General features: G+C 59.0%; 18 protein-coding genes and 2 pseudogenes. 10 read left to right on the top strand and 10 right to left on the bottom strand.

The features are described 5' to 3' along the window. Positions 1 to 558 precede the first annotated feature (558 nt). Positions 559 to 1,497, bottom strand: a complete 939-nt coding sequence (locus OKW41_RS23515; protein WP_429574116.1) for a cation diffusion facilitator family transporter — start codon at positions 1,495 to 1,497, stop codon at positions 559 to 561. Positions 1,498 to 3,344: 1,847 nt separating this feature from the next. Between OKW41_RS23515 and ltrA the strand changes: the two genes are divergently transcribed. The 4 genes and pseudogenes from ltrA (at position 3,345) to OKW41_RS23495 (ending at position 7,844) form a co-directional block, all read left to right on the top strand. Beyond that, on the top strand, positions 3,345 to 4,691 hold the full coding sequence (ltrA, locus tag OKW41_RS23510; RefSeq protein ID WP_429574115.1) for a group II intron reverse transcriptase/maturase: 1,347 nt from the start codon (positions 3,345 to 3,347) through the stop codon (positions 4,689 to 4,691). Between the two features lie 74 nt (positions 4,692 to 4,765). Continuing rightward, positions 4,766 to 6,274: an integrase catalytic domain-containing protein gene (locus OKW41_RS23505; RefSeq protein ID WP_429447466.1), complete on the top strand. Its 1,509-nt coding sequence runs from the start codon at positions 4,766 to 4,768 to the stop codon at positions 6,272 to 6,274. A 483-nt stretch (positions 6,275 to 6,757) separates the two neighbouring features. Then, a pseudogene (locus OKW41_RS23500) lies at positions 6,758 to 7,060 on the top strand (transposase); the annotation flags it as partial. A 64-nt stretch (positions 7,061 to 7,124) separates the two neighbouring features. Next, the gene (locus OKW41_RS23495) at positions 7,125 to 7,844 is read left to right on the top strand and encodes an IS6 family transposase (RefSeq protein ID WP_429574369.1); all 720 of its coding nucleotides are present in this window, start codon (positions 7,125 to 7,127) and stop codon (positions 7,842 to 7,844) included. A gap of 640 nt (positions 7,845 to 8,484) precedes the next feature. On the opposite strand, the pseudogene OKW41_RS23490 reads toward OKW41_RS23495, so the two are convergent. Next, positions 8,485 to 8,859, bottom strand: a pseudogene (locus OKW41_RS23490) (cupin domain-containing protein). A gap of 840 nt (positions 8,860 to 9,699) precedes the next feature. Here OKW41_RS23490 and OKW41_RS23485 point away from each other — a divergent pair. Both OKW41_RS23485 and OKW41_RS23480 read left to right on the top strand, forming a co-directional pair. Beyond that, entirely contained in the window at positions 9,700 to 10,071 is a 372-nt protein-coding gene (locus OKW41_RS23485; protein WP_429452493.1) for a hypothetical protein, read from the top strand. A 332-nt stretch (positions 10,072 to 10,403) separates the two neighbouring features. Beyond that, positions 10,404 to 11,399, top strand: coding sequence for a dienelactone hydrolase family protein (locus OKW41_RS23480; RefSeq protein WP_429452495.1), 996 nt, complete (start codon positions 10,404 to 10,406; stop codon positions 11,397 to 11,399). 342 nt (positions 11,400 to 11,741) lie between these two features. Here OKW41_RS23480 and OKW41_RS23475 read toward each other — a convergent pair whose 3' ends face one another. Beyond that, positions 11,742 to 12,431, bottom strand: a complete 690-nt coding sequence (locus tag OKW41_RS23475) for a transposase (RefSeq protein WP_429574114.1) — start codon at positions 12,429 to 12,431, stop codon at positions 11,742 to 11,744. Positions 12,432 to 12,793: 362 nt separating this feature from the next. On the opposite strand from OKW41_RS23475, the gene tnpA reads away from it, so the two are divergent. The 4 genes from tnpA (at position 12,794) to OKW41_RS23455 (ending at position 16,166) form a co-directional block, all read left to right on the top strand. Continuing rightward, positions 12,794 to 13,228, top strand: a complete 435-nt coding sequence (gene tnpA, locus OKW41_RS23470) for an IS66-like element accessory protein TnpA (RefSeq protein ID WP_429571379.1) — start codon at positions 12,794 to 12,796, stop codon at positions 13,226 to 13,228. Further along, positions 13,225 to 13,569, top strand: a complete 345-nt coding sequence (tnpB, locus tag OKW41_RS23465) for an IS66 family insertion sequence element accessory protein TnpB (protein ID WP_429571380.1) — start codon at positions 13,225 to 13,227, stop codon at positions 13,567 to 13,569. Before tnpA ends, tnpB begins: the two co-directional genes overlap by 4 nt. Positions 13,570 to 13,599: 30 nt before the next feature. After that, positions 13,600 to 15,168, top strand: a complete 1,569-nt coding sequence (gene tnpC / locus OKW41_RS23460; RefSeq protein WP_429571381.1) for an IS66 family transposase — start codon at positions 13,600 to 13,602, stop codon at positions 15,166 to 15,168. Positions 15,169 to 15,860: 692 nt separating this feature from the next. Continuing rightward, a complete protein-coding gene (locus tag OKW41_RS23455; RefSeq protein WP_429574113.1) occupies positions 15,861 to 16,166 on the top strand; it encodes a hypothetical protein in 306 nt (101 codons plus the stop codon). 123 nt (positions 16,167 to 16,289) lie between these two features. On the opposite strand, the gene OKW41_RS23450 is transcribed toward OKW41_RS23455, so the two are convergent. The 7 genes from OKW41_RS23450 to OKW41_RS23420 all read right to left on the bottom strand — a co-directional run bounded on the left by OKW41_RS23450 (position 16,290) and on the right by OKW41_RS23420 (position 22,743). Further along, positions 16,290 to 16,874, bottom strand: coding sequence for a TlpA disulfide reductase family protein (locus OKW41_RS23450; RefSeq protein ID WP_429574112.1), 585 nt, complete (start codon positions 16,872 to 16,874; stop codon positions 16,290 to 16,292). Next, positions 16,864 to 17,919 carry a transporter gene (locus OKW41_RS23445; RefSeq protein WP_429574111.1) on the bottom strand — a complete coding sequence of 352 codons (1,056 nt, stop codon included), beginning with the start codon at positions 17,917 to 17,919 and terminating at the stop codon, positions 16,864 to 16,866. Before OKW41_RS23445 ends, OKW41_RS23450 begins: the two co-directional genes overlap by 11 nt. A gap of 138 nt (positions 17,920 to 18,057) precedes the next feature. Then, positions 18,058 to 18,426 carry a DUF2946 domain-containing protein gene (locus tag OKW41_RS23440; protein ID WP_429574110.1) on the bottom strand — a complete coding sequence of 123 codons (369 nt, stop codon included), beginning with the start codon at positions 18,424 to 18,426 and terminating at the stop codon, positions 18,058 to 18,060. Positions 18,427 to 19,308: 882 nt separating this feature from the next. Further along, entirely contained in the window at positions 19,309 to 19,581 is a 273-nt protein-coding gene (locus OKW41_RS23435) for a hypothetical protein (RefSeq protein ID WP_429574109.1), read from the bottom strand. A gap of 647 nt (positions 19,582 to 20,228) precedes the next feature. Further along, entirely contained in the window at positions 20,229 to 20,969 is a 741-nt protein-coding gene (locus tag OKW41_RS23430) for an IS701 family transposase (RefSeq protein ID WP_429574108.1), read from the bottom strand. Further along, entirely contained in the window at positions 20,942 to 21,661 is a 720-nt protein-coding gene (locus OKW41_RS23425) for an IS6 family transposase (RefSeq protein ID WP_429574369.1), read from the bottom strand. Before OKW41_RS23425 ends, OKW41_RS23430 begins: the two co-directional genes overlap by 28 nt. A gap of 269 nt (positions 21,662 to 21,930) precedes the next feature. Further along, entirely contained in the window at positions 21,931 to 22,743 is an 813-nt protein-coding gene (locus OKW41_RS23420) for a class I SAM-dependent methyltransferase (RefSeq protein WP_429574107.1), read from the bottom strand. Between the last annotated feature and the right edge of the window lie 313 nt (positions 22,744 to 23,056).

Below are 23,056 nucleotides of genomic sequence, written 5' to 3'. Positions count from 1 at the left end.
AGGAACGGCACGCCAGACGCTAGCAAATTGGCAATGGCGCATCGATGCGTCACAGCGTCGCCACCGGGTTTAGCACCGCGACATTACGAACGCTGCCTCATCTCCGCGGACCCGTGCGAATCCGACCATTACGTGCTTCATAGCGGCCGCTCACTGGCATCTCTGGCTTGCTATCCGGCGGCACCGGCCTCCGGCGGTCCTCGCGACCTGCGGGAATTGGACAGATACCCGTTCACTGGGCTCGCGCTGTTCGCCGACAAGCGGGCAACTGCTGACTAAGTCTGACTGCTGCCGCGGTACTTCCAGACCTGAACGGTTCTGCGTGTTGCGCGACTTGCGCTCGGCGACGACGTTGGCCGCAAGCGTTGACGCTCGTACAATCTTGCGGCGCCGTGCCTGCGGGACAAACGCTGTGGCAACTGCTCTTAGCGGTTCATCAATCGCTTAGGCAGCGTGAGCGCGAGCGCGCCCACTGCAAGCACCTTGCGATGAATTTTCACAACTCGGCCCGGCATCGCGTGCGGTGCCATACGTACAGGCCTGCCCCACGAGACATGCTCAGCTTTGATGGTAGGCTACTGGCATCATGGATGGGTGGCCCGATACCGTGCGGTTAACGGGATCGATATGCGTCATCACATTGAGGACCGGGTGCTTGTCGATGACATTTCTGCGTGCCGCTGCGGCGATGTCATGACCGTCGACGATGGATAGCCGGTCGTCGACCTCAAGATGCACATCAACGACGATCAGGTCACCCATCTTTCGGGTCCGCAGATCGTGGAAGCCGACCACGCCTGGTGTCTCGCGCAGCGTTTGGCGGATCGCGAAGACTTCTTCCTCGTTGGCCGCGCGGTCCATCAGATCGTTCATTGCATCCCAGGCAAACCTGCAGCCCATCTTCGCCACCATAACGCCTACGATCAGCGCAGCGATCGGATCGAGGATCGGGTAGCCCATCAGATTGCCAATAATGCCGGCCGCCACCACCAGTGAGGACGCCGCGTCCGAGCGCGCGTGCCAGGCGTTGGCAATCAGCATGCTCGAGCGTACGCGTTGGGCAACACTAAGCATGTAACGGAACAGCAATTCCTTCGATACCAGCGCAATGCCGGCCACCCACAATGCAGCGGTGTGCACCGCCGGAATGGCAGCCGGATTGCGGAACTTCACAACGGCTGTCCACAGCATGCCGATACCGACAGCCAGCAGCAAGACGCCCAGAACCAGCGACGCGGCGTTCTCGAATCGCTGATGCCCATAGGGGTGGTCGTCATCGGGTCCCTTCTTGCTGTGCTGACCGGCAAACAGGACAACACAGTCAGACACAAGGTCCGACAGGGAATGAATGCCGTCGGACAGCAATGCCTGCGATCTGGCGAATACGCCGATCACAATCTGGATTATCGCCAGTAGCACGTTGACGCAGACACTCACGAAGGTGCTGCGTCGGGCGGCCACGTGGCTGCTCGTTTCTTCCATTTCTTTGTTACCCATGTTCAGCTCCGGCTTCGGTGTGTCGCGCGCATAACGGTAAACACGAATTGCAAAGCGGAATTATTGCACATTAAGTCCGAAAAGGTTGTCCTAAGTCCTTGTTTTATATGGACAAATATAAACGAAAACGATTTGCAATCGTCTTTCGCTTCCCGGTGTTATCAACTGGCAAGGCCTGCGTGCTGATCGGGTGAATATCGAGGTGGTGGCTTGCCCAATGCCGTTATTGGAGCGGCGCACTGAGTTCGCGTTAAGCAAATCCGGTGGCTCGGCAGGCTTTGCGCGCTTGCTGCGCGCTCACCGCCGCTTGTTTACTTGAACGGATGGACATTCAAGCGACCGATTCACTTCGATACTGTTGAAAAAGTCGCCGCGTGGTTTTCTCAGTTCTCCTGCGCGAAAATCGACCTCTTAGATCGGCCTACAAACCGCTCGCGCGTGCCGGCCAAGGGTAAGAAGACCCCTGAAGTGCGACGCGTGTCGCCGTCCGCCGGACGTAAATCGGCAACGTAGTGGATGGCAAAGCTCTTCTCTGCCTTGTCACATTCAACGACCTGAACATCGGAGATTGAAGCCGTGACCTGCTGTACGACTAGCAGTTGCCTACCTGGACGTGCGCGACCAGTAACGGTCGGGTTCGAAGCTCCGGGGACAACGTACCCACCCTATGGGCGATTCACCCGGGCGACCGGGCAGGGATCGACGCTGCCAGCAGCCGTGCGGTGTGGGGGCCAGGCAAGTTCCGCATGCACACCGTACGTGAATTGTCGATGGAATCCTCGTTATCTTCGAAGAGCCAAAGCTGCTGAGAGGCTCTGACCAAAATGGTAAATGGCCGGTTGCATCTTTTTCAAGTGGGTGCACGTCGTCACGAGGCCATCGGAGAATAGACAGGTGCTAAACGGACAAGCCCGGAAGTGCTCGGGTCGGCAGGGATGGGAACGCGGGAACCCCGATTTCTCGCCCTCGCTCCGGTTCAATGGAGCGGTGGCAGGTGGACCGTGAGGAACACTGTTGGGGAAGCGGAAGTGAGAACGCGCAAGAAGCGAAGGGTTGCCCGTAACGGGTGACATAGGGGTTCGAGATTTGCCCCGACCTGAAAGGGTGCTGACGTGCGCGTGGTGCGGCTGTCGTTGGCCCACGTCAGAGATTCACCAAAGGGAAGCTTGTGAGAGACCGGTCGGGCTACGGTTCAGCGCCCTTGTCCCGGCGACGGGATGAATCGACGATGTGACGTTTTCGAAGGTTGTGTGTGCACAAACCGCAACCGGCATCGACATGATGCTTAATGCCGTGCGCGAGCCGTATGCGGGGAAACTCGCACGTACGGTTGTGTGTCCAGCTAAGGCTGGCGTGTTCAGCAGGAGATAGACCTGCCGGAGTAGAAGTCAGAAGCTCCGTAGCTTGGATAGCAGGGTGGCGGGAAACCAAGACTCTGAAGCCTATCGACGACCGTCTCCTTGGGGGACGTGCGAGTCATCGGGCCGTAATGAAGATGAACGTGGATGTGGCCTCGAAAGTGAAGAGACCCGAAGGCCGAGCCTGCAACCGTGAGGGCGAAGGCAGCATGGGTAGCCGAAATCTGACCGATACGGCTATTCCACTTCGGCGGGGTGGAAGCGACGGCACGATGACAAGGACATGCTGAGCAACTGGAGAAACCCTCCTCGCCCCGGCGCGAAATCGCCGGAGCAAGGTAGGTCCTATAACCGGCGAACCCGGGAAGTGGACCGAAGGCGAGAGGGTGGCGGATGGGTCCGTAGTAGCTGTGAAGCCGGGTAACGCTGGTGGAGCGAAGGGGCCCTGCTGTTTGTAACTTCCTCGACAACATGGGAGGCAAGGACGAGATGACAAAGGCGTCCAGCAGTTTGCAGGACCTGAGGCGGGGAATATACGTCAAGGCGAAGGCTGAACCGTCCTGGCGTTTCTGGGGTTTGTACGTCCATGTCTGCAAGATGGAAACGCTGCGCGAAGCGTATGCGCTGGCTAGAAAGAACAACGGCGCACCGGGTATCGACGGGGTGACGTTTGAGGTCATCGAGGCGCAAGGCGTGGAGGCGTTCCTCGAGCGGATACGGGACGAACTGATCGGGCGTGCCTACGTACCGCTACGATCGCGGCGGCAGGAAATACCGAAGGACGGGGGCAAGGTCCGTGTCCTTTCGATTCCGGCAATCCGTGACCGGGTGGTCCAGGGTGCGCTCAAGCTCATATTGGAGCCGATCTTCGAGGCAGACTTCCAACCGGGGTCGTACGGATATCGTCCCAAGCGTACCGCGCATGAAGCTGTGCATCGGGTGGCGACGGCGATTGTTCAGTGCAAGACCCGCGTCATAGACCTCGATTTGCGCGCCTACTTCGACACAGTTCGGCATCACCTACTGCTCGAAAAAGTGGCGCGTCGGATCAGGGACGACGACGTCATGCATCTGCTGAAGCTGATGCTAACGGCGTCGGGCAAACAAGGCGTTCCGCAAGGCGGCGTGATCTCGCCCCTGCTCAGTAACATCTACCTCACGGAGGTAGACCGGATGCTGGAGCGGGTGAAAGGGTCAACCCGTAGCGGGAAGTACACCTACGTCGAGTATGCCCGTTTCGCTGACGATCTGGTCGTGCTGATCGATGCTCATCCGCGCAATGCGTGGTTGCGGAGGATGGTAAGCCGGCGTCTTCGGGAAGAGTTTGCCAAACTACAGGTCGAGGTTAATGAAGAGAAGAGTCGCACCGTGGATCTGGACCGCGCGGAGAGCTTCGGCTTCCTGGGGTTTGACTTCCGACGCCTGCGCAGTATCGGGCGACAGGTGTGGCGGGCGCACTATACGCCGAAGTTGAAGAAACGCACGGCGCTATTGCGCAAGCTCAAGGAGGTGTTCCGGCGATACCAGTCGCAACCGGTGGATCGGGTAGTGCAACCGATCAACCCGGTGCTGCGAGGCTGGGTGAATTACTTCGCTGTTGGACATTCCAGCGAGTGCTTCAGCTTCATCAAGGACTGGGTGGAGAAGAAGATTCGACGCCACATGGGTCGATCCCGGAATCGTCGGGGCTTCGGCTGGAAGAGGTGGAGTAGGCGCTGGCTATATGACGAACTGAAGCTGTTCAACGGCTACTGGATAGCGTCAAGCAGGAAGTCCGGTTTACCGACAAACATCTTGGCCGGCGCATTGACTCATCGGAATTGCAACTCGCGCTGACCTGTTGCCTCACGTAGTTTGCTACCCGTCGGATTGTCCGGCGGGAGCGGCACGAGGTGACGAGGCAAATCAGCATGACGACACGCAAGGAGTTGGTGGCAGCATTGCAATTGCGGTATGGCAGCGCGACGTTCGGTGACCGGATCAGGATTCTCGATGAGTTCGTGGCTCTGACCGGGTATCACCGCAAGCACGCCATTCGGCTGCTACGGGAAGAACCCGGCGCGGCAAAGGGGACACGCGAGCGCAACCGGCTATACGACGAAGCGGTACGCCAGGCGCTGACGGTGCTCTGGGAAGCAGCCGACAGGGTTTGCGGCAAGCGACTGAAGGCGTTGATCCCGAAGCTGGTTGATGCCATGGAGCGGCATGGTCATCTCGACCTGGATCCGGTCGTCAAGGCCAAACTCCTTCAGGTCAGCGCGGCGACCATCGATCGCATGCTGGCCAATGCGCGTGCGCACATTGATGGGCAGCGCAAACGGCGCACGGGGGTGGGCTCGGCCATCCGGCGCAGCATTCCAGTGCGTACCTTCGCCGACTGGCGCGATCCACCACCGGGCTTCTTCGAGATCGACATGGTCGAACACTGCGGCGGTTCGAAGATAGACGGTGAGTTCGTCCACACCCTCACGCTGACTGATATCGCCAGCGGCTGGACAGAATGTGTGGCCATGCGGGTACGCAACCAGATGTTGGTGATTGAAGGATTTGAGAAAGCGGCTGCCGATCTGCCATTCGCGATGCTTGGAGTGGACTCGGATAATGACAGTGCGTTCATGAACCAAAGCGTCCTCGACTACTGCAAGGGCCGCGGTCTTGTGCAGACGCGCTCGAGGGCCTACAAGAAGAACGATCAGGCCTGGGTGGAGCAGAAGAACGGCGCCGTCGTGCGGCGGCTGGTCGGTTATGGCCGGCTGAGCGGTGTCGATGCCAGGAACGCGCTGGCGCAGCTGTACGCGTCATCACGGCTATACATTAACTTCTTCCAGCCTTCGTTCAAGCTGAAGTCCAAGACGCGTGACGGTGCGCGCGTACACAAGGTCTATCTAGCGCCGGCGACGCCGTGCGATCGGCTTCTGGCACACGACAGCGTTGAACCCGCTATCAAGGAAAAGCTGAAGGCACAGTTCAAAGGCCTTGATCCTGTGCGGCTGCTGCAGGAGATGCGAACGGCACAGCAAACATTGAGCGAGTTCGCGGCCCACGGCGTGCGTGCTGAAGCCGCGCCGGCGGGCGACTCAGACGTCGCCGTCTTCCTCGCAGGCCTTTCTTCCGCATGGAAGGAAGGTGAGGCACGTCCAACGCACCGAAAACAACCCAAGGCAAAGCACTGGTGGAGAAGTCGGGTGGATCCGTTCGCCGACGCGTGGCCGCTAATCGAAGGATGGCTGATTGCAGAGCCCTCGGTGCCGGCCAACGTATTGATGGATCGGTTGGCCGCGATGTTTCCAGAAGCGTACGCAAGTCAGGCACAACTAAGAACGCTACAGCGTCGGGTCAAGGCGTGGCGCGCAGAGCGCGTAAAAGAACTCATTCTGGGCGGCCTGCGAAAGTCCGCTGATGCGCCAGCCGAAGTGTAAGTTGCGCAAAAGTTGAAAGTCGCCGGGGGCCGCGCGCTCCGCGCCCGGCAAACCACGAAAGAAGAAAAAAAAGAAAGCGAAAACGACAACAATCCGCCGAGTAACATTCCTTCGTGAGGCAACACGACCGGACGTAGTCATTGTCGCCGCCCAGGCTACCGGGTTCGTCGTGCTGCCGCACTGAAAGCGTCCCCGGCATGATAGGTCCCATAAACCTTGACGTGAAGCAGACAGGAAAGCGTAGTGCGGGAAAACCGCATGCTGCGTTTGACGCGGCGGGAGCTGGAAACGTGACCATGGCAACCGGATTGAGGCCCACCGCGAAAGCGAGGGAGAAGCCACCGGGGCCTACCGTGCGCGCGCCAGTTCTCGACCCTACCTTCGGGGGCCGCGTTTCCGGGAGGGGGCGCGGCTAGCCTCTAACACTACAGCCGTAGTTATTTTTTCCTATACTAGGTTAGTACTACTACCTTGTATAGGACTATGAAAGAGATCGCGAAAGCGTGTGAACATGAAATCGATCTGCTGCACGAAAGACTGGCTGGCCTGTTCAGGCGCGCCGAGCCGCGACAGCGTTCGCTGGCTTATCTGAAAGGTCTGCTGGGCGCGGTCGAACGCAAGAATGGCTGGCAACTCGCAGAATGGATCGGCGAGGCCACACCTGATGGCGTGCAGCATCTCCTCGAGCGGGCGGAGTGGGATCCTGACGCGGCTCGCAATGTCCTTCGCGACTACGTCGTTGAACAGCTCGGCGAGCGTGACGCGGTGCTGATCGTGGATGAGACGGTTCTGGTGCAAACAGTGAATGTGATCGGTTAGAGTGCTGCTTCCCCGATCTCATGATTCGATAATGAGCAAGCTTAAAAACATGGGCGATCTGTTCTCAGGCCGTCACTTCAACCGCGATGTGATCATTCAGTGCGTGCGCTGGTATCTACGCTACAAGCTCAGTCTGAGTGATCTCGTCGAGATGATGGCCGAGCGCGGCCTGTCGCTCGCCCACACAACGATCCTTCGTTGGGTGAAGCGTTACACGCCGGAGTTTGTCAAGCGCTGGAACCGTTTCGGCACGCCTGCGGGAACGTCGTGGCGTGTCGACGAAACGTACCTGAGAGTCCGCGGTAAATGGGTCTATCTTTATCGGGCAGTAGATCGGGCGGGTCAGACGGTTGACTTCCTGCTCAGGGCGAAACGCGACGTGAACGCGGCCAAAGCCTTTTTCAACAAGGCAATCAAACATCAGGGGCGGCCGCCGCAAACCATTACACTCGATGGCTATGCCGCCTCACACCGTGCTGTGCGCGAGATGAAGGCCGACGGCCTGATGCCCGAGGGCACGAAGGTTCGATCTTCGAAATATCTCAACAATCTGATCGAACAGGACCATCGTCATATCAAGTCCCGGACCAATGCCATGCTCGGCTTCAAGCGTTTCAGGAACGCCGCGATCACTCTGGCCGGCATTGAGTTGATGCATCGCATTAGCAAAGGCCAATTCAATCTCGCAAAGCTCGGCCTCAAAGATGCCACTGTACCCACCGTATGGAATGCGGTCCTGTCTTATCGATAAGGTATCCTTTTTATCGAGACCTTTTCGTCCAGACAGCCTATTTGCACCAGAACCCTCTGGTGCCGGTCGAATCCACATGCCTGCCATGACGGCCCCATGACGCCATGTAGACCTCTCGCCGGCGCCCTGGATACCAGTCGGACTGCGTGATAGTTGTTAATACAACTATTCCATCGCGTGTACACCGGAGTCAAAAAAAAGATTGTCCGTATGTGGTGCTGCATACATACGGGTAAAAAAGGAGAATCCGAACCATCCTGAAGAGCCACGACGTTGCTCGGGTAGCTTCACGCGTCCGGGTGGGATTGAAGGCATACCACCACGAGCGAGTCCGGTGTTATCAAGACCAGGGCCCGCCGATTGATAACGGGGACTAGCCGTCGCCAGGAAGAAGGGGCTTCCAATCATTTGCTCGACGCTCATGACGGGATTAAAGTCGCGGCCCGCTCTGCCTGGACGCAACCAACTCTGTCGACATCCAGTCTGTGCTCCGGTGTGCATCCGAAGTGGCCCCCTCGACCGGTTCAGGGCGGCTCGACCGTGGGATACAGCGCGCATCCACGGCTCGGACCTCACCTTCTCGAGCACGACTTAACCGCGACGGCTCGGGCTCGCGCCCCTGCCAAAGGGAACCACGACGTCAAAGTTGAACCACGGCGAGAAGCGCCGGCCCGTCGCCGATGACACGACTCTGATGCCCCTTGCCGGTCGTGTCCTCAAGCAGTATCGCGGCTCCTGCCGCGACGCGACGTCGTTCGCCGTCACTGGCCTCGAACTCAATCTCCCCGCTGAGAAAAAATACCCACAGGCACATGGGCGAAGGATGAAGGTCGCCGACCTATCCGCTCGGCAGCCGCACAAATCCGTAGCGGGTCGCTGCCGCGAAATCCGACACGTCAAAGGATTCTGCGGGCGGCGCGAAGTTGCGGGTGAGCAGCTCGATGCTAACCGACGCAAAATGACTTTCGCCGACCGAGTCTGAATAAAGTTGCGAAAATGACAGTGCATACGCCATAGAGCTTCTCCTTTTTCGCGGCCTATATTCCGGTCGGCGTTCGGTGTAACCCGTCAGATTGGAATCTCAGAGGTTTGAGTTACTCAGCGCTTTGCAAGACGTCGGCCGCACAACGACCCGGGTTGAGTGTCCCGCCCGCCGGCACAGGTGTCAAGGCAAGGTGACGTAGCAGCGAGGGCATCGTGCCAGCATGGCGAACAGGCAGATTCCGTTCATAGCAACTCGCATGACGGTCTCCTTCGTATGCAAAGCGACTGGCTCCAACCGGGGTCGATGCAACCCCCGCCGTCTGACCATCGCAATTCCCGTGCCGCTGGTGGCCCTGGCATAGGCGCCTCAATTTCACCATCCGCCGTCATGAACTAAACTGCCGCGCGCACGCGACGTTGTTCCGCGCGCTAACACTCATACGCCGCTGCAGCGCGTGAAGGGAATTCCGCCGCGCGATTCTTTCCGTTTGCAAGATTGCAGTCCGGCGGGATGGTGAGACTTTCAGGAAGCAGTGTGGAATCCCCCCGAGGAGCGCATTGCTAGCGCTGGGATTTATGTCGTCGCTATCGGCTCCAAACATCTTCTGGAACATGAACGTCAGGTCCGTGCAGAGGATGTGCGCAGTCTGGTTTCTGAGCCGCTGACGGGCTCAATTTGTTTGCTTTTCAGTTCGAACCTTCTACTCTTCGATTGAAGCCCCGCCCGCCAATATCGAGGGAAGCTTCGCGTTCCGCTGAGTTGATATGTCTTGCGTCCCGAGTCGGTAGGCCTGCCGCGTGTAGCCAGTGGTTCCAGCGCCGCGATGCACGTTTTCCTTACTGAACCGGTCGAAGAAAAAAGGAGGAGCAAATGAAGGCAACAAGGAAAACTGTCGTCGGACTGTTATCAGCTTTTGCGCTGGTATTCGGTAGCGGTACGGCCCGGACGCAGGAGACTGGAGCGCCGAAAATCGAACAGAAAGTGTTTGTCGATAATGAAAGAGTGAAAGTGGCCGAGAACACTTTCAAGCCGGGAGCGGAAAGTCCGAGCATCGCTCGCCCGTTCCGGGTCGTGCGCGCTATCAAGGGGGGCAAATTCCAGCGCATTTACGCCGATGGCAGAAAAGAGGATGGCCAGTACCAGACTGGCGAGGTAAAGTCCTTCGATGCCAGCCCGTCGTACATCTTCAAGAATGTGGGGGACAGTGAAATCGTCCTGTACATCGTGTACATCAAAAAATGAGAATCCCGCTTTGGTCTGCCGAGAGGGGACGGTTGTTCAGCTGCCCCCCGGTACGCACCACGATTCATTATGACGGCACGCTCAGTATCCCGAAGGGTGCTGCGCCACAAGGCGGTGACTATCCCGAAAGATGTGACATTTCTCATCACGATGGGTTCGTAGGGCTTGCCAACCGCGAGTACCACTCGGGTCGTAACGTCATCGGGCGGTGCCGCGCAGCGCCGCATGGCCAAGATTGGCCTGGCTGCTTGCAGGCCTTGGTAGTTGCCAGTAGCGGACTATGCTGCTGCCACTGGGTCGCCAACCAACACGTGCTTAAAAAGGAGGAGGTCATGCTTCCACGCACAGGTTTTTGGCGCGCTGTCTTCAATGCGTTCTGCCTACTCATCGCTACGCTGCCGGACACCGTACACGCACAGGCTGCGCGCATGGAAGTCATCCCCTTTGAGTCGCTGACACTGACCGACCAGGAATTCTTGACAGGCCGTGAGGACGGCAAGCCGGTGACCATCGCCGGCGAACTGCGCCTGCCGCGAGCGGGCAACGAGCGATTCCCGCTCGTCGTTCTGCTGCATGGGGCGTGCGGCGCCTGCGGCCTTGTCCTCGATTGGGAGCGGGATTTCCTTGCGATGGGCGTCGCGACTTTCGTCGTCGACAGCTTCACGAGTCGCGGTATCGCCAACACGAACGACGACCCATCGCGGCTCGGCCAACTGGCGCAAACGGAGGATGCCTACCGCGCGCTAGCGCTGTTGGTAAAACATCCGAGAATCGACCCAACACGTGTGATGCTGATGGGTTTCTCCAGAGGCGGCCACAGTACGCTTTACGCGAGTCTCATGCGGTTTCAGCGCGTGCATGCAGCTGCGTCAGAGGCCCATTTCGCAGCCTACGTTGCTTTCTATCCGAGCTGTAACTTTCGGTACCGCGACGATGACGACCTCACTGCGCAGCCAGTGCGTGTGTTTATGGGGACTGCCGATAACTACACCTCGATTGTGGCATGCCGGGCCTACGTTGACAGGCTGAAAGCCAAGGGTAAAGACGTTCAGCTTATCGAGTACCAGGGGGCTGGACATACATTCGACGCTCGAGCGTACAATCCGCCGCGAGTGCTGCCACAAGCGCTGACGACCCGAAACTGTCAAGTGGAGGAAGGAGACCACGGGCAGTTCGTTAATGCCAAAACCAAGCAGCCGTTTTCATACAGCGACCCCTGCGTTGAACGCGGCACGACCCTGGCATACAACGAGGCAGCAGCGACGCAAGTCAGGAAGGACATGGCCGAATTTGTCGCGATGACGCTCAAGCCAACGCGCTCGCCATAGCTTTTTGACCCACGCGATGGCCGGAGCGCCAACGGACGGCATCTCATCCCAACCCTCGACTCATGGTGACTGGAGAACGGCTGATGGCTTATGTACCGTCGTGCGAGTTGCTGCTTGAGCATAACCCATAATCAGGCGCTGTCCTGGTCATTCTCAACTGGTTGCGCGTTTCAAGCAGGCTCGGCGCAGCGCGGTTGGACAAGCCCATGGAATGGGAAGGAATCGCGGCGGCTAGGCGTGCGATGCGACCATGTGTGTCGTTGTGCGAAGGTATCGGCGTGGTGCAGGCGAGTGACCGTGGCGCGATGGCCGGCGATGAAACAAAGGTCTCGAAGCAAGTGATCAGCTTCGGCAGTAGTGCCGAAGATTGATCATCGTGTACGCGAGGGTTTTCAATGCGTAGTGTAGGTGGCTGAGTCGCTCGAAGCGCAGCAGCAGGCGCCGGAACTTATCTTCCCACGCGAACACCCGCTCGATTGTCCTGAACCGTTCTTTAAAGATGGCCGGATCGAACAGCGGCTTGCGCCCGCACTTCGGTCCTTTTCTGCCGCGCGAATTAGGGTTGATGTTAGGCACCATGCCGCGATTGAAAATGGCTTTGCGGTTGGGCCGGCAATCGTACACGCCATCCAGGCTCATGACCGTGCCGCGCAGATCCAGCCCCACCGCCCGGGCGATGCTCGTGAGGCGCGGCAGCGCTTCTCGTAACAGCGGCGATTCATTGCGATTGCCCCGTGCTCTGACGAACGGCGCGATGACGTTGCAATTCCGGTCATACAGGGCAACCACCTTGCAGCCCTTGAGCTTCTTGTGGCCGCTGAAGCCGAGATTGTCGCCGCCTTTCTTCGCGGCGGTTGTGGTGCCATCGCCATGGATGATGCGCGTGTCCAGGCGGTGATCGCCATGAAGCCTGAACACCGAAGCCTCGAAAATGGCATCAAGGCATCCGTCCGATTCCCAGCGCCGGAAGGCGCGATAAATGCGTGTGTAATGGATCTCGGGACGGCCATGCCAATCCTTCTCGATGGGCAACTCTTCCACTGGCAGCCGAGATAGAGCGCCTTCAGGATGTGGTTGAAAATCGCATGCGCGCTGAGCTTTCGCGCGGGTCCGCGACGGCCCTTGCTCAGATGCGGCCAGACAAATTGCTCGAACTCTTCGACGCTCAATCTCGTTGGAATCTCTTGCCACGACTGACTTTCGGCCATTTCGACCTTCAAAGCATCGGGATTCTAGCCGATTCGTGCCAGGCGGGTAGAACCCAAGCCGGGGGGCCTTTCAACCGATTCCGCCAGCTGGAAAAAACCCGCAACCAGTTGATCAATACCCGTCCATTGTCCGTAAGCGGCTCGTCCCGACCGTCGTAGGCGGGGACAGGGATACACAGCAAAGTGGTGTCCATCATTTTCGATCTGATGGACACCATTTTGTCAGAGTCTGCAGAGAAGAAGCCGGGCAGTCGTGCGGGCCGTCCGAATTACCCACGGGAGCTTCGCGACCGGCTAGCGGCAGCAGCGTGTAAGCCGGGCGTCTCGGTCGCGAGACTGGCCCGGGAGAATGGCATCAACGCGAACATGCTGTACACCTGGCGGCGGCGATATCTTGCCGAGCAGCAAGCTCCGTCTGCCGGCCTCCTCCCTGTCGTACTGCTGAGTGACGCGCCGACGCAGGTCGTTGCGTCATCTTTGGCCGAACCGCAAGCGCTTGACATGAAGCCGGCGTCGCATGGGGGCACGATCGAGATCCGCATCGGCCGTGCGGTGGTTAAGGTAGACGGACTGGTCGACGCTGACATGCTGCGGACCGTGCTGGGTAGTCTGCGATCATGATTTCTCTGCCAGTTGGTACGCGCATCTGGATCGCTGCGGGCGTGACCGATATGCGCTGCGGGTTTCAGGGGCTGGCCGCAAAGGCACAAACAGCGCTTGAAGAGAATCCACTGGGCGGCAACGTCTACATCTTCCGAGGCCGCCGGGGCGACCTCATAAAAATCCTCTGGGCAACGGAGGACGGAATCTGGCTCCTCGCGAAGCGGCTTGAGCGAGGCCGTTTTATCTGGCCCCAGGCCGACGGCGGCAAGGTCCATCTGAGTTCAGCACAACTGTCGATGCTTCTCGAAGGCATCGATTGGCGACAGCCCCGTCGCACCGCCGCGTTATCGATGTTGTAAACCGCGCGGCAGACTCGTAAACTACGGCGCATGTCGAACGGCGCCGATCTCCCAGACGATGTCGAACTCCTGAAGGCCTTGCTGGCAGAGGCCCGTAGCCTGCTTGCCGAACGCGACGTCGAGATCGAGCAGCTCAAGGCGCAGATCGACAAACTCAGACGCATGCAGTTTGGTCGCAAGTCCGAGCAGTTGCAGCGGCAGATCGAGACGCTCGAGACGCAACTCGAGGATCTGGCAGCCGGACGCGGCGTTGCGGAGGTGCAGCGTGCGCAGGCTCGAGGCGCAAACGCGTGCGCCTCCAATGCACCGACGGACGAAGCGGCTTCGAGGCAAGCGCTACCTGCGCACCTCTCGCGCGAGGATCAGGTGCTTGAGCCCGAATCGGGTTGCCCGGACTGCGGTCAACCAATGCAGGTGCTCGGCGAGGACGTGTCCGAACAACTCGCCCGGGTCGCGGCGGCGTTCAAAGTCATTCGCACGATCCGGCGCAAACTGGTCTGTCCATGCTGCAGCACCATCAGGCAGCCGCCGATGCCCGGTCTGCCGATCGGGCGGAGCATCGCCCATCCGAGCTTGCTGGCGGACATCCTCGTCTCGAAATACGCAGACCACCAGCCGTTGTATCGGCAATCGGCGATCGCGGCGCGCAACGGCGTGACGCTTGACCGGGCCAGTATGGGTCGCTGGGTCGGTCAGTGCGAGGCACTGTGCGCACCGCTGACAGAGGCGCTGCGCCGCTATACGATGGCCGCCACCAAGCTGCACGCAGACGACACGCCGATCCCGGTGCTCGCGCCGGGCAACCGGAAGACCCGCACCGGCCGGCTGTGGGTCTACGTGCGCGACGATCACCGCTCGGGCTCGACGCAACCGGCTTCGGTCTGGTTCGCGTACTCGCCGAACCGGCAAGGCATCCATCCTCAAACCCATCTCGCCAACTTCAAAGGGATTGTGCAAGCGGACGCTTACGCGGGTTTCGACGAATTGTTCCGCGATGGCTCGATACGCGAGGCGGCATGCCATGCCCACGCCAGGAGAAAGTTCTACGATATCCATGTGCGAACGCCGTCCGACACGACGAAAAAGGCGCTCGAATATATAGGCGGTCTCTATGACATCGAGGCCTCCATTCGCGGCAAGCCTGCGGCCGAACGGCTGCGAATACGCCAGGAGAAAGCCAGGCCACTGCTTCAGATCTACGAAGCGTGGCTCAGGGCCAGGCTCGAAACGTTGTCGTCAAAGTCCGACACTGCCAAGGCAGTCAACTACTCGCTTAACCAGTGGCATGCACTGACGCTGTATTGCGAAGACGGCACGCTCGAAATCGACAACAACATCGCGGAGAACGCGCTGCGTTGTGTAAGCCTGGGCCGGAAAAATTTTTTATTCGCCGGCTCGGACAGTGGTGGCGAACGGGCAGCCGCGATGTACGCGCTGATCCGCACCTGTGCACTGAACGACATCGATCCGCGAGCCTACCTGGACTACGTGCTAACTCACATCGCAGACCACAAAATCAATCGTATCGACGAGCTTCTGCCGTGGCGCGTGGCCGACAAGCTGCACACACCTGGCGGTCCGCCGACTTCCCCTACCTGACCGGACAAATCCGGATCACCATCATGCCTTACGCGCACGCGCGCGGACGAATGGCCCAGGTGAGCCGCTTACCATTGTCCGGCAGTGTCCCGGGAAGAGAAGCCGGCAATTCCCTCGCTGACGCCGCAGCGCAACACGCCACGTGCTTTCACATTGATCAGAGTCTCCCCATCCGCAGCCTCCGCACCCGAAGGAACGCCGATCAAGGCGACCAACACGCCAAGCAGTATCGCTCCGACGATCCGGCCTGCGGACGTCATGACCTAGTCCCCTGAAATTGACGCTTCACTTCTGCGTGCGATTTGGCACAATCGCCAGATCATCCGGTCTGCTGCGTGCGTAATTGCCCCGATAGCTTCGACGTCCCGGGGACAACACATTCAACAGTTTCCATGAACTAAGTTAAGACCGCTAGGGAGATGAGACCTGATCCTGGTCAGCGGAACGACTGCAAACGAACGTTGTACGGTCATAAAATACAGCGGCGCGACTGTCCCATCTTGGCCGGGTTCTGCCTGTTGGGGATCCGAAGGACACGACCCGTTCGAGTCAGTCCCGATTCGCAAAATCATACCTCTGCTACAAGACAATCATCTCGGCGGAGTGGTAACGTCGCGTCGACAGAACCCCGCGTTTGTAAGGTCGCTGTGCAACACTTTGATGTCAACCTATTGTCGACGCAGGTGAATGCGATGGATCAGCAGCGTACTGTCATTACCGCCCCCATCCTTTGCGCCGACTCGGCAGTGTGGTTTTCCGCCTATGGGTTCGGCTGGGGATACCGCGCCTTCGCGCTGCCATTTGAAGTCGTTTGCGAAGAGCTTGGCGCTCGCAATGAGACTGTACAACAGGTGCGACTCGCGTTCGAGTTGAACAAACGCCGAATTCTAAGGACCGTGCAACAATATGGAGCAGCATCTGCAACAGGCGAGCGCATAACGCTCACGGTCGCAGATCTTCAGCGTGTGACGCCCGAACTCGACTACTTCGGAGCATAAATGCGGACAGACCGCTCTTGGCCGACCTCCGCCTGACAGCGATCGGCAGCACGCCACCCACACCAGCCATCCGATCCGCTCGTAAGCGGACGGTCATCGTGATCACCGTCCGCCATTTAGCATCTATTGCATCAGGAGTGGAGTGACAATGCGTTGCAGTCGTTCGGACGTCCAAACGGGATATTTGTCGTCCCACCCGTTGTCAACCAGGACGCCCGCCCGGTCGATGGTAAAGCTCACCGGAATGCGCCACATCCGCCCATAGTCGCCCGCCCAGGCACTGCCCAATAGCCCCACCGGAAAACTCAAGCCATCGGCAACCTGGCGTACCGCGTGTAAATCATCCGCTCCGTCCAAGCTGAACCCCAATACTTGTAGTCCTTGGCCTGCGTGGCGCGCGGCGTAGTCGGACAAAAGAGGCAGCTCATCACGACAGGGCTCGCACCAGGTAGCCCAGAACGTAAGGATAACCACTTTGCCCAGCAGATCAGCTGTGCTGATGCTGTGTCCATCAAGGGTGTGTAGGACCAGTGGCGGAGCTGGATGACCCACAGCGAGTGTGGACGCGCGGGTCGCCATAGACCAGCCAGACGTCCCTGCACGCAACGAGAACGCGAGTGCAGCGCGCAACCACGCGCGGCGAGCAAATAGCGCTGAGGGTGCTACACCGGTGCCAGCCGTTGACGGCCGTGGAGGCTTAAAACGCATAGCTCATCCCCACGTTGCCGGTCCAGCGTGGAAACAGCTGATATCCGTCAAGCTTGCTGTATATCGCGCGCTGCACAAAGGCGTAAACCTCCAGATTCTTCCATACATTTACCGTGATGCCCGGACTGAGATAAACCACCGTGCCTGCTGTATTCGCGGTGTCGGCGAGGTCCCCCTGGTCATGGCTTTTATGGGTAAAGTTGACCTGAAGTTGCGGAACCCACTTTGGGTTGGCCTCATAGCGCAAGCCCACGCTCACGCTGGCCAGATTCCCAGGGCGATAAGTTGCGCCGGGATGATCGAGATTTTCCGCGATTGCAGACTGGAACTGGCCGTTAATGAACGCGTCGAAGTTCTGGCTAATCGCTTGGTAATAGTAGGCGCCAACGATCAGGTCCGTGCTGCCGGTGCCGGGTTGCAGGCTGGTGTCGAGCGCCTGGCCGGCGCTTGCGTTGGGCCCGTTCGAAAAGAACACCGGGTTGTGTCCAACGGTTGCGCCGGTGTTGACATTCTGCCCACCGTAACGCCCTGTGGGCAACTTTACGCCCAACTGCAAACCAAGGTTATGAGTAGGCAGAAATCCCTGATAGCTGGCGATGAGTTTAATGTCTCCCAGCCCTTTACTGGTCGCGCCGCTCACATTGTCTGGGGTGAGCTGGTCAGTCGTCGCGTTGCCGTAGGTGGTATGACTACGGTAGATGTAAGGAATAAGAGCACTGAAATTCCAGCTGGCGCTGGGGCTGTAGCTGATGCCCAGATTGATGTATCGATTGATCGTCTGACGCTCAACCTCCTGGCTACCGCCGGCGTCGTTGATACCGGCGGGCTGGGTGTTCGACACCGAACGGGTACCGCTGCGTAGCTGGTTCTGGTTGATAAAGTCGTATTCGACATTGATTCGCCAGCCCGGGGCGGCGGAATAGCCCATCGCGGCATCGGTGCTCAGCGAGCAGCCGCAAGTGGCGCATGCGTGCGCCGCAGCGGGCAAGATACTGATGGCCCACGGCAGCGCGTAGCGCAAAAGGGGGCTCTGTTTGGTTGACATGGATTCCTCTCCGCTTGATACGGATGCGCGCCAACCCCCTTCTCGGGTGGAAGGACGTGCGTGTTTTCCTCAGACGACAGACAGCGGCGACGGCCTGATCACAGAGCAGGCTGAAGCGGCGGCCGGCGAAAACGACGGCTAGGAAAGGACGGGAGGATCGCGAGGCCGGCCAGATGGAAACGAGGCGGCGTGGGGGACAAACACCGGCGGCACCGATACCTGCGTATCGGCCAGCGATATCTTTTCGAAAAGGCTAGCCGGAGGGACGCCCGGAGCCGGCACATAATGCGCGAGGAGATCGCAGTACCCGCATGCCGCGAGCTTGTCCGTGGATGCATGATGTGCAGCCACGGAAGCATCGCTATCAACGGCCGAACAAATGGCACCGAACGGCCCATCGGCGCGGGCCGCGACCATCAGTTGACTCACGAGCGGCGCGAAAACCACAAGCCACATGGCGATGAGGCCAAGCCATGCGACAGAGTGGATGCGGGCGCGAATCTTCATGATGGTCAAAATTTTCCGCGATTCTATCCTCGGGATAGTTCGTTGGTACAGAATTTTCTTTATAACGTTCTACTTCCGGGCGACCGTAAATGCGCCGCAAGCAGGCAGTGCGTCGCGGAAAACCCGGATTCTGTTCGTAGTGTGCTGTCTGTCAGTGGGCCTCCTTCAAAGGCAACGACGCCTTGTCGAGGGACGTTCTATCACGAGCGATTTGCGCGGAACAGAATGCATCCGGGATCGCGATCGACCCTTGATGGGTCGAGAGGGTTTGCGAGGCCGCCGGCACGAGCGTCACCGTAAGGATTGCAAGCAATCTAAAATTGATGCCAGTCTGCCGATGCAAAAGGCTAAGCATGACTGCCTCGAAATCCTGGAACTGCCAGTGTGTTGCAACCACTATGTCACGCGCTCCGGACCAATCCGATGGGTAAACATCCTACAAAGACGGGGGTGGAAACCGCTGTACGTCCTTCCGCTTTGAGGCGCAGATCGTGGCCGAACCGCCCCAGATTGTCGCGAAAGTGAGTCGAGGTATTGAAAGGCCGCTCTTGGCCGGTTTGTGCCCGATCACAACCGATCACGCGGATCCTTCGCCCACGATGGGCAAGGCTAGGGGCACTCGCAAACACAGGATCGCAAAGCATCGTCTGTGCCCTCCCGCGATGACATGGCGCGCCCCGATCGGTGGCACACGACCGACAGGACGTGGTCTCTCGCGACCAGCGACGGCTCAAATCCTGGACGGGCATGCCACGTTCACAATTCCTCGGAGCCACCGGCGTTGATTTATCGCGGGACGACGCCAGTAGGCCGGTCGCTAAAGAGCGATGGACGCCAGCACTCAATACCGGTCACGCCATTTGGAAGCCGTGTTCGCCCTTCCTATGAGCCCGCTGCATGATGCGCCTCCTTGATAGCTGCGTCACGCTCCTTTTTGGCTTCAGCCTTCTTGTGGTCATAGACTTTTTTGGCGGCGGCGACCTTTTTATCGTATGCGCGGTTCGCGACTGCAACCTGCTGGTGCATCCGGACTATTGCGTCGGGATGTTCTGTGGTCCCCGGTACGCTGCTGGCTGGATTGCCCTGCGCCCATGCGGCCGCAGAGATCATTAAGGCAACGGAACCTGTCAGCACTGCCGGAACAATGTGATTCATGATGCCCTCTTCTGGATGCTCTCATCGTTAGAAGCCGCCACGACAGCGTCGCAGTCAGACTGACTTAAACCACTGCTGAAAATGACTACCTGTGCCGGACGCGGTCCACTGGGTCACAATGAATGACTTATACACCGTATTGGTTAATTGGTGAGGCTTCCAACATATGAATGAACGCAACGACTTCAGCCTTGAGGTCGGCGTCGCATCTGACATCCGGTCTCGTCCGACGCGCTGAGCGAACCGGTCGGCCGCCAGTTCGCCACCAATATCGACCCACCGACAGACGCGCAGAGTTCGCACGCAACCGTCGACGACCTTGTGGCTAACAGCACTTTGGCTCCTGCGACCCAAAGTACCGGAGACTTCCCGACAAAGGGATCCCACTGCCGCGTATTTGAATGGCCGCTGCCGAAGGATACTGTTGAAAAAGTCGCTGACCGTCTCTGTCGCGAGGTTAGTACTACAGCCGTAGATACGGCGGAGGCACGCCACCGCGTCGTCGGTAATGACATTGCTGGGCGCGGTATTGATGTCGACGCCGCCGCATTGACCACGACATCACATGCTCAATGGAGCGGAGCGTTCGCCATATCAGTCGACACAGTAGCCGGCGGATCTCCTGAACGCTGAACGGTAGTGAACCTTCAGGTGTTTTTTTTGGCCTGTGCTTTCAGGGCAGAAAGCACCGCGAGCGCCAGCAATGCCAGTGTGATGTGACGGTACCAGCCCTGCCAGCGACGAACCTCGTATTGATCAAGGCCGCATTCTCCCTTGGCCGCCTCAAATCCCACTTCGATTTCCCATCGCCTGCCGGCGACGTTGACCAGCGTCTGACGGGTTACCTTGCTGCGGGGCGCATAGACGACGTAATACGCGTGCTCGCGGGTCTCATCGCGACTGCGCCGCACCAGCAGGTAATGGCCAAAGCGACGCTCCCCGGCACTCAGTTGCAGGCGCCATAACGGCGTGAGTGCCCAGTCATACAGACGCTCGCCTTTTGCGCCGATTCCAGCGGAGAGGCGGCGCCAGGCCTGTGGAGGCAAGGCTTGCGCAATCTTCTCGGCACGTATCGAGGTCGGTCCTTGCCACCACAGCGGTTCGCTCTTTTTGACCGCCAGCACAAATGGTTGCGTGCGCGACTCGAGCCACAGCCGCAGGGGACGGTCACCGCCGTACACCTCGTCGCCGGTGACCCAGCCAGAGGGCACCCCCGCATCCAGCGTCCGTTCCAGCATCCGGCGCGCAAGTTGGGGCTTTGTTGCGAATTCCACGGTGTCGGGCACGCCAGCCGCCCGGCAGCGACGGTTCTGGTGCAAATAGGCTGTCTGGACGAAAAGGTCTCGATAAAAAGGATACCTTATCGATAAGACAGGACCGCATTCCATACGGTGGGTACAGTGGCATCTTTGAGGCCGAGCTTTGCGAGATTGAATTGGCCTTTGCTAATGCGATGCATCAACTCAATGCCGGCCAGAGTGATCGCGGCGTTCCTGAAACGCTTGAAGCCGAGCATGGCATTGGTCCGGGACTTGATATGACGATGGTCCTGTTCGATCAGATTGTTGAGATATTTCGAAGATCGAACCTTCGTGCCCTCGGGCATCAGGCCGTCGGCCTTCATCTCGCGCACAGCACGGTGTGAGGCGGCATAGCCATCGAGTGTAATGGTTTGCGGCGGCCGCCCCTGATGTTTGATTGCCTTGTTGAAAAAGGCTTTGGCCGCGTTCACGTCGCGTTTCGCCCTGAGCAGGAAGTCAACCGTCTGACCCGCCCGATCTACTGCCCGATAAAGATAGACCCATTTACCGCGGACTCTCAGGTACGTTTCGTCGACACGCCACGACGTTCCCGCAGGCGTGCCGAAACGGTTCCAGCGCTTGACAAACTCCGGCGTGTAACGCTTCACCCAACGAAGGATCGTTGTGTGGGCGAGCGACAGGCCGCGCTCGGCCATCATCTCGACGAGATCACTCAGACTGAGCTTGTAGCGTAGATACCAGCGCACGCACTGAATGATCACATCGCGGTTGAAGTGACGGCCTGAGAACAGATCGCCCATGTTTTTAAGCTTGCTCATTATCGAATCATGAGATCGGGGAAGCAGCACTCTAACCGATCACATTCACTGTTTGCACCAGAACCCGGCGAAGTACCATTCTTCGTCCGACACATCCGTTGGGTATGGCCTGCGTTTTTTCATCCTGCCAGGATACCAGGTCCGACAAAAAGTGCCTAACACCCTCTAGAGTGGCGACAACTATTGTGACGCAGGAGGCGGTGTGTGAAATCACCGCATACAATGCACCCATAAGGCGAGGACGAATGAGATCGAGTGGGTGACAAGAGTTAGGGCTTCCTCGCAGAAGCAAGTACACACGGCATGGGTACTCGAACTTCCCCGTCACCCTGATACGCGGTCGCGCTTTGTGACACTGCCTTCTCAATCAAAGCCAGGGCCTCCGGGGATTGAGCCCTCAGGATTGCGGCAATGCGCACGCCGCCGCGCATCAACGCGTGGAAGGGTGTTTCCGGTGCACGGATATGCCATGTCTGAGCGACTTCCTGGACGTTTGGCTCTTCAAAACCCTCTCCGCTCAGCACGCGCTCACATTCATGCCGGTCGCTGAACCGAAAAAATGGAGGTCCCTCCGGAAGTCCGACGTCCAGTTTGCCGTGAAGCTCGATTGCCTTAAGCACCATGTCGAACCCAACGGCCCTGTCGGCTGCGGCCCAAACAGTAAAAGCGATTCTGCCGCCGGGTCGCAGTACGCGAAACGCCTCCGCGAGCGCTTTCTCGGGGTGCGGGAAATGGAACATTCCAAAACTGATACCTACCGCGTCGAAGCTGTCATCAGCGAAAGGCAGGTCCTCTGCGCTGCCGACACGGAACGTGAGTGCAGGGTAAAGGTGTGTTGCGTGTTCGACCATTGCCGCTGCGAAATCGATGCCGATGACATTGGCGCCTCGCGCAGCGGCGGCTGCAGCCAGATAGCCGGGACCCGATGCGACGTCGAGAAAGCGAACGTCGGGCCGGACATCGAGTGCGTCAAGTAGTGCGCCATTCGACTGGGTGGTCAAGTCGGCGTAGTACGCGTGATACAACGGGGCAAGCTTTTCCCAGCCTTGGTGCTCGAAAGCGCTGAATTCGTCTTGTTCCATTTCAGCCTCTCATCGTTCATCATTCTGCGGCGCCGCAGCGCAGGGCCGACGCCTGTTACATCCGTCGTGCATGGCTTTTAGAGTAGTGCGGCGCGAGCACTCGTGCAAGGTCGGGACGGACCCACAAAGCTGGACGCAGTGCCGCCGGTCAAGACCGCGCAAAGCATGGCGACACTGGGCGTATAGAAAGAGATATATTAAAAACAACTGGTTGCGCGTTTCGAGCAGGCTCGGCGCAGCGCGGTTGGACAAGCCAATGGGATGGGAAGGAATCGCGGCGGCCAGGCGTGCGATGCGACCATGTGTGTGGTTG

This window comes from Paraburkholderia sp. UCT70, assembly GCF_050434085.1.
In the GTDB taxonomy this organism is placed as follows: domain Bacteria; phylum Pseudomonadota; class Gammaproteobacteria; order Burkholderiales; family Burkholderiaceae; genus Paraburkholderia; species Paraburkholderia tuberum.
This window is presented reverse-complemented; position numbering and strand designations above follow the sequence as displayed.